This is a genomic window from Oleiphilus sp. HI0125 (genome assembly GCF_001635355.1).
On record NZ_LWGF01001487.1, the window covers coordinates 1 to 693 of the forward strand.

Genomic DNA, 693 nt, shown 5'->3' on the forward strand with positions numbered 1-693 from the left:
AAGCGAAAGCTTCGTTATATGATCGACCATGTCTTGTACAAAGGTTTCTCGTGTCAGCGGTACCAAAGTATATCGACGGCACCTTACTCTGATCATCCCATAATTATTGCTGAGCTTGTTCTTTAGCGTCGTCTGCTTGTTTTGATTGAATCGCCGTGAGCGCAATTGTGTAGATGATGTCATCAACTAACGCACCTCTCGATAAATCATTAACCGGCTTGTTTAGACCTTGGAGCATCGGGCCCATGCTTATGACATTCGCACTTCGCTGAACAGCTTTGTACGTCGTGTTTCCAGTGTTCAGGTCGGGGAAGATAAATACCGTTGCTTGTCCCGCAACAGGGCTGTTTGGCGCTTTCTTCGCTGCGACACTTTCAATTGCAGCAGCGTCATATTGCAAAGGTCCATCGATCAAAAGGTCAGGACGACGAGCCTTTGCGATCTCAGTTGCTTGTTTTACTTTCTCGACATCGGCCCCCGCACCGCTAGCGCCTGTGCTGTAGCTAATCATCGCTACTTTTGGCTCAATTCCAAAAGCTAGGGCTGAGTCTGCACTCTGTATCGCGATGTCCGCCAACTCTTCAGCGTTAGGGTCTGGATTGATTGCACAGTCACCATAGACCAGTACTTGCTCTGGCAAGCACATAAAGAAGACCGAAGAGACAACAGTGGCTGATGGTGCAGTTTTGATTA

Annotated in this window: 1 protein-coding gene; it reads right to left on the reverse strand. The window is 48.1% G+C overall.

What is annotated here, in order from left to right; all coding sequences use genetic code 11:
- Window positions 1-103: 103 nt before the first annotated feature.
- Window positions 104-693: phosphate acetyltransferase (gene pta / locus A3762_RS25010; protein WP_082869355.1), on the reverse strand; the 590-nt coding region annotated here is incomplete at its 5' end.